The sequence below is a fragment of the Acinetobacter sp. T_3_1 genome, from assembly GCF_025377055.1.
In the GTDB taxonomy this organism is placed as follows: Bacteria; Pseudomonadota; Gammaproteobacteria; order Pseudomonadales; family Moraxellaceae; genus Acinetobacter; species Acinetobacter kookii.
In genome coordinates, this window is the sequence record NZ_JACHVD010000005.1 from 145,423 (window position 1) to 151,422 (window position 6,000).

Below are 6,000 nucleotides of genomic sequence, written 5' to 3' on the forward strand. Positions count from 1 at the left end.
AGGTGAATAAATGCTTTTGCCTTATAATAGGCATCACGTTTATTTGGAAGCTTTTGTGTGAAAATCATCTTTGCGGGTACACCAGAATTTGCAGCCACTGCATTGGCTGCACTGCTTAAAACCGAACATGACATTGTTGCGGTCTATACTCAACCGGACCGCAAAGCTGGACGAGGACAAAAACTCACGGCTTCTGCTGTAAAGCAGCTGGCTTTAGCCAATAATATTCCGGTCTATCAGCCGCTTCATTTTAAATCTTCGACTGAAGAAGGCTTGGCCGCGCAAGCCGAACTGGCCGCGTTAAATGCCGACGTGATGGTGGTGGCAGCTTATGGCTTGATTCTGCCGCAAGTGGTTCTGGATACGCCTAAATATGGCTGCCTCAACATCCATGGTTCACTGTTGCCACGCTGGCGTGGTGCAGCGCCAATTCAGCGTGCCATTGCCACAGGCGATACTGAAACTGGCGTGACCATTATGAAAATGGCTGCAGGCTTAGATACTGGCGACATGATGTTTAAAACCATTTGCCCGATTGAAGCCGGCGATACCTCTGCAACGTTGCATGACAAACTGGCCGAACAGGGTGCAAGCGCAATTGCAGCTGTTTTAGCGTCGGAAGAAAAACTGCAACACTACCTGGCGACCCGTGAAGTGCAAGACGAAGCCTTGACTGTCTATGCGCACAAGCTTTCCAAAGCTGAAGCGGAAATTGACTGGTCTATGGATGCCGTACAGATTGACCGCAATATCCGTGCCTTCAATCCGTGGCCGGTGGCATTTATCATCCTCGACGAGAAAAACAACTTGCGGGTGTGGAATTCCAAGTTATCTCATGCCACTGCGGAAAATGCGCAACCGGGTGAAATCATTGCCATTGATAAAGATGGCGTCCATGTGGCCTGTGCAAATAACACGGTCATCACACTGACTGCTTTACAATGGCCGGGCGCTAAACCGCTTAACCCTGTACAAATTTTACAAACCCAAAAACTGACTATTGGACAAATTTTATAATGAAGCAATCTCCCAACGCCTCAGCCAAAAACCTTAATTTACGTGCTCAGGTGGTGAAGACGTTATTGGCTGTCCAAAATGGTCAATCGCTGCAATCTGTGCTGGCGCAGCAAATGAACATCGTGTCAGACAAAGACCGTGCTTTGTTCCATGAATTGGTACTGGGTTGTTTACGTCAATGGCATGCATTGAAACAACTGACTTTACCATTACTCTCTAAACCACTGGACAATCAAGTGGTTGAAACTTGTTTGTACCTTGGTTTATATCAATTGCTTTGTACACGTGTGGCTGCCCATGCGGCCATTTCAGAAACCGTTGAAGCGACCAAACAATTGGGAATGGAAAGTTTAAGTGGCGTGGTCAATGCCATTTTACGTCGTGCTACCCGTGAAACTGAGCAGTTCTATGGCGTGCTTGAACAAGCAACGAATTTACCAAGCTGGTTGTCTAAACGTCTGAAAAAAGACTGGGGCGATCAATTTGCTGAAATCAGCTATGAGCTGAAACAGGTTGCGCCACTGACTTTACGCGTCAATACTCGCCAGGTTAGCCGTGAAGAATATCTGGATATTCTGGAAGATGAAGGCATCGATGCACATCGCTGCGAAATTTCTGAAGTCGGCATTGTCATGGACGAAAGCCTGCACATTCCAAGTCTGCCGGGTTTTGAAGCGGGCGGCTTTTCAGTACAGGATGAGCATGCCCAGCTGTGTGCCACTTTATTGCCGAACTTGAATGGCAAAATGGTGATCGATGCCTGTGCGGCACCGGGCGGCAAAACTGCACACATTTTAGAAAAATATCAGCCGAAAAAACTGATTGCCCTTGATCAGGATGAAAAGCGCTTAAAACGTGTGTCTGAAAACCTGGAACGTCTGGTTCTCGATGGCAAACATGTCGAAATTGTCGCCGCAGATGCCGTGACCTGGACGGCACCTGAACTGGCTGATTGCATTGTGCTGGATGCACCCTGTTCAGCCATTGGCGTGATGCGTCGCCATCCCGATATCCGCTTACTGCGTCAATCGGGTGATATTGCCAAAACAGTCCAGCTGCAAAAACAGATTTTGGACAATATGTGGCAGCAACTCAAAGTCGGTGGCACCTTGCTTTACATCACCTGCTCCATTTTAAAAGCAGAAAATGAACAGCAAATGGTTGAGTTCTTTGCTACGCATGCCGATGCCAAAGAAGTGAAAATTGAAGCTGACTGGGGCATTGAACAGATTCACGGTCGCCAATTGCTGCCGCAAGTCGGTCATGGCGATGGTTTTTTCTATTGCAGGATCGAAAAGCAGGCTTAAGGTCTAATTCCTGGATGGATTGAAGGTGGCTCAGGCCGCCTTTTTTGTTTCTTGATGCTAGCGATTACTGAATCAACTTAAAAAATCACCAGACTGATGCCCAGCGCGGCACGGCCATGCCACTGACCAGTCTATATCCCCCTTAAATTAAAATAGTCATTATCAAAAAATGATAATGACTATTATTTGCAAATACAATATGTTTTAGTTGGTGCTGTTAATCTTCGGCTTCATCCGGGTTTTTGATCAGATGAATGGTAGCCAGGATCAAGCCACCCCAAAGCAGCACAATGGAAATAATCATCATCGTCAGTGCAGAGCTATTCATTGTCGTTCTCCTATAAATGGCGATCTTTTACCAAACTCAACAGAATGGCACCCAGTATAAAGAAGGCGATTGTGCCGCCACCGACCAGCCATAAAATATCCGCTGAATAGCCACCGTAGCCTTCAGCCATGATAGATTTGATGGTCAACCCCAATGCTACCAGTAAAGACAATGGCGTAACCACAGTCAGCATGAAATTCCAGCTGACACCCAGTTTAATGCTTGCGTATTGGTTGACATGCATTTCCAGTTGCTTCATCAGTGGACGGCGGAACCAGGACAGCAGAATAATCGAAAGTAAACCACCACCAACAATACCAATGTTATTGGCAAAGTAGTCAATGATGTCTACAAAGGTAATCGCGCTATGGGTAGAGAAGAGCACGGTCGAAACCACGGCTGAGCCACCCGCAATAAGGGTCACGGCCTTCTTGTGTGACCAGCCCAGTTTGTCCTGGAATGCGGCAATCGGCACTTGCAGGATACTGACCATGGAGGTGATGCCAGCAACGGTTAAAGAAGCAAAGAACAGGAAACCGAACAAGTCGCCACCTGCACCGAGACTGGAGATGATTTTCGGGAAAGCAATAAAGGCTAAACCAATACCACCGGAAACCACATCTTCAACTTTGGCACCTGAACTGAAAGCCATAAAGCCCAGTGCCGCAAATACCCCAATACCAGCCAGGATTTCAAATGAGGAGTTGGCCAAAGCCACCACCACACCTGAACCGGTCAGGTTGGTTTTACGTTTCAGATAAGATGAATAGGTCAACATGATCCCGAAGCCAACCGACAGCGAAAAGAAGATATGACCAAAGGCTGCTAACCAGACTTTATAGTTGGTCATCGCCTCCCAGTTCGGGGTAAAGAAGGCATTTAACCCATCCACAGCACCTGGCAAACGAACGGCCTGAATCACCAGAATCGAGAATAAAATTACCAGCAATGGCATAAAGATTTTATTGGCCAGCTCAACCCCACGGCGTACACCACCATAAAGAATCAGCATCACCACTGCCCAGACCACCACCAGGCCAATGAATAACGTCGGGACAAAGCCCATCGTTAAGCCTTCACCATTTTGCAGATAGGTATTAAAGAAGAAGCCTTGAGTATCTGTACCCCATTGTTGGCCAAAGGAGTAGAACATGTAGCTGCCGGCCCAGGACAATACACTGGCATAGTAGATCCCGATAATGAGGGTCACCATCACTTGCCACCAGCCCAAAGACTCGGCATTCATGAGCTTTTTATAGGCTGTTGGTGGTGCTTTACGGAATTTATGACCCACCGCATAATCTAAAAACAACAGTGGTAAACCTGCCGCGAAAATCGCGATCAAGTAAGGAATAAGGAATGCCCCGCCGCCATTTTCATAGGCCACATAGGGGAAACGCCAAATGTTTCCCAGGCCTACGGCGGAACCAATGGCTGCAATAATAAATCCTGATCGTGCAGACCAATTTTCACGAGTATCTGTCATAGAACACCTAAACCTTAGGTATCTTTAAATGCTGCTTGTTATCGGGTTTATATCGCAAGCACAAAAAGTACCATTCAAAAATAATTCTTGTGTCTGATTTAGAGGTCACCTTTTGGGTGCAGTATTCTAAATGGCAAACAGATCAGTAAGGACCAAATTTTGCTTAAAAATGTTGATCAGTACTCATCCTTTATATGAATTTAACAATACTCACTTTTATAAAAATTTTCTGTAATTTATTTACCAAACATTTCATTTTTATAATCTGTTGAGCTTGAATGCTCATTTAATCGGCTGATTTTTAATCCTGCTTTATTATTCATCTATAAACTTCTGGGAATACATAAAGTACATATAAAAACTTCAAGTTATCTTAAGATGATTCAATCTGCTTATTTAGGGTTGTGAAATAACGGTTTAAAAAATAAATGCCACAGGCCTTTTTCAACTCGTATGCTAAAAATGAGAGATAAATTTTCTGTAATTTTGAGAAACAACAACAATGCAATTTTTGGGCATTCAATATATGATGCGCTATAAATTGGGTCTCAACTCATGCTATTTAACTCACAAAAAGATTTTTCAAAATAACGGATTAAACAACGTCAGGATTCTCATGCGATCATTCAAAATTCTTTGTCTAGCCCTTGGACTGGGCGCGTTCAGTTCCACCCAAGCCGATGTTATTGCGGTCAAAGGCAATATCGATTACTGGCACTACAGCACCGATTTAACCCAACCGGCATCTTCGCTACCACAAGCCCAAATGGAAGATGATCAAGCGCTGTCATTCTCGGTTGCGCTAGAACATCCGGTGCCATTGTTGCCCAATGCAAAAATCAAACATAGCCATTTACAGGCTGACAGCGATCAAAGTTTGGCGGGTGTAAAAAGCCATCAGGTCGACCTCACTTATACAGATTTCATTCTGTATTATGAAGTGCTGGACAATATTGTCGATGCAGATGTCGGCATTGGTGCCAAACGTTTAAGCGGAGATATTCTGCAAAACTATACCAACACCTTAGATGTGAGTAGCACGCTACCGATGCTTTATGCCCAAGCCGGGGTAAACCTGCCTTTTACCGGTTTAAGTGCGAGAGCTGAAGCCAGTTTTGCTGCACTGGATGATGAGCAAATCAGCGATGCTCAGGCGGAACTCAAATATAATTTCATTGATACCTTGTTACTCGACGTGGGTGCCCGAGTCGGTTATCGCATTTTGGACATCCAGCTGGAAGAAGGCTCAAATGCAGAAACCAAACTCAAATTTAAAGGTCCTTATCTCGGCATAGAAGCACATTTCTAAAGCACTCCTGTACGCTTTTGCTTACATGAACTGCAGAAAATGAAGGCTATGCATATGGCTGAGCTCAGATTATATTTAACTCATACAGAAACAGGATGTTTCTAAAATAAGAAGAATAAAAGTAAAAACAGCAGGACGCTGAGGTAGAACAGGAGTGATACCTTTAACCAATACCAAAAAGCCTCGACAGGATGTCGGGGCTTTTTTATGTCCGTGTATATGTATATTTATCGCTTATAAAAATAAAATGCCTATCAATGGTTAAGGTAACCCAAAATCTTAGCCAATCTTCAGTTCACTAGCTTCGTGTTGAATAAAATCAACGCTGCACTCTACGAAACCCTTATTCCTTTAAAAACTCCACGCATAAAAAAGCCCCCTCATTAGAGGGGGCTTTCGAATAATGAGCTGGCGATGACTTACTCTCACATGGGTAATCCCACACTACCATCAGCGCTAAGAGGTTTCACTTCTGAGTTCGGGAAGGGATCAGGTGGTTCACTCTTGCTATGGTCGCCAGCACAACTGTTATGACTTTGCGTTTGGTCTTATT

The 6,000-nt window shown here is 44.8% G+C and carries 5 protein-coding genes and 1 rRNA gene; 3 read left to right on the forward strand and 3 right to left on the reverse strand.

What is annotated here, in order from left to right:
- Positions 1-57: 57 nt before the first annotated feature.
- Positions 58-1,017, forward strand: a complete 960-nt coding sequence (fmt, locus tag H4I94_RS07985) for a methionyl-tRNA formyltransferase (protein ID WP_261182710.1) — start codon at positions 58-60, stop codon at positions 1,015-1,017.
- Positions 1,017-2,324, forward strand: coding sequence for a 16S rRNA (cytosine(967)-C(5))-methyltransferase RsmB (rsmB, locus tag H4I94_RS07990; protein WP_261182711.1), 1,308 nt, complete (start codon positions 1,017-1,019; stop codon positions 2,322-2,324). The genes fmt and rsmB overlap by 1 nt, the downstream gene beginning before the upstream one ends.
- Before the next feature lie 217 nt (positions 2,325-2,541).
- Here rsmB and H4I94_RS07995 read toward each other — a convergent pair whose 3' ends face one another.
- Together H4I94_RS07995 and H4I94_RS08000 are read right to left on the reverse strand one after the other, a co-directional pair.
- Complete coding sequence (locus H4I94_RS07995) at positions 2,542-2,652, reverse strand: methionine/alanine import family NSS transporter small subunit (RefSeq protein ID WP_261182712.1); 111 nt, start codon at positions 2,650-2,652, stop codon at positions 2,542-2,544.
- Positions 2,653-2,662: 10 nt separating this feature from the next.
- The gene (locus H4I94_RS08000; protein ID WP_261182713.1) at positions 2,663-4,138 is read right to left on the reverse strand and encodes a sodium-dependent transporter; all 1,476 of its coding nucleotides are present in this window, start codon (positions 4,136-4,138) and stop codon (positions 2,663-2,665) included.
- 616 nt (positions 4,139-4,754) lie between these two features.
- Between H4I94_RS08000 and H4I94_RS08005 the strand changes: the two genes are divergently transcribed.
- Entirely contained in the window at positions 4,755-5,447 is a 693-nt protein-coding gene (locus tag H4I94_RS08005; protein WP_261182715.1) for a TIGR04219 family outer membrane beta-barrel protein, read from the forward strand.
- A gap of 406 nt (positions 5,448-5,853) precedes the next feature.
- On the opposite strand, the gene rrf is transcribed toward H4I94_RS08005, so the two are convergent.
- A 5S ribosomal RNA gene (rrf, locus tag H4I94_RS08010) occupies positions 5,854-5,968 on the reverse strand.
- Positions 5,969-6,000: the final 32 nt, after the last annotated feature.

Excerpts from the sequence above, each read along its gene's own strand:
- rsmB (WP_261182711.1), top strand. The coding sequence starts at position 1,017 with ATGAAGCAATCTCCCAACGCCTCAGCCAAAAACCTTAATTTACGTGCT.
- H4I94_RS07995 (WP_261182712.1), bottom strand. The coding sequence starts at position 2,652 with ATGAATAGCTCTGCACTGACGATGATGATTATTTCCATTGTGCTGCTT.
- H4I94_RS08000 (WP_261182713.1), bottom strand. The coding sequence starts at position 4,138 with ATGACAGATACTCGTGAAAATTGGTCTGCACGATCAGGATTTATTATT.
- H4I94_RS08005 (WP_261182715.1), top strand. The coding sequence starts at position 4,755 with ATGCGATCATTCAAAATTCTTTGTCTAGCCCTTGGACTGGGCGCGTTC.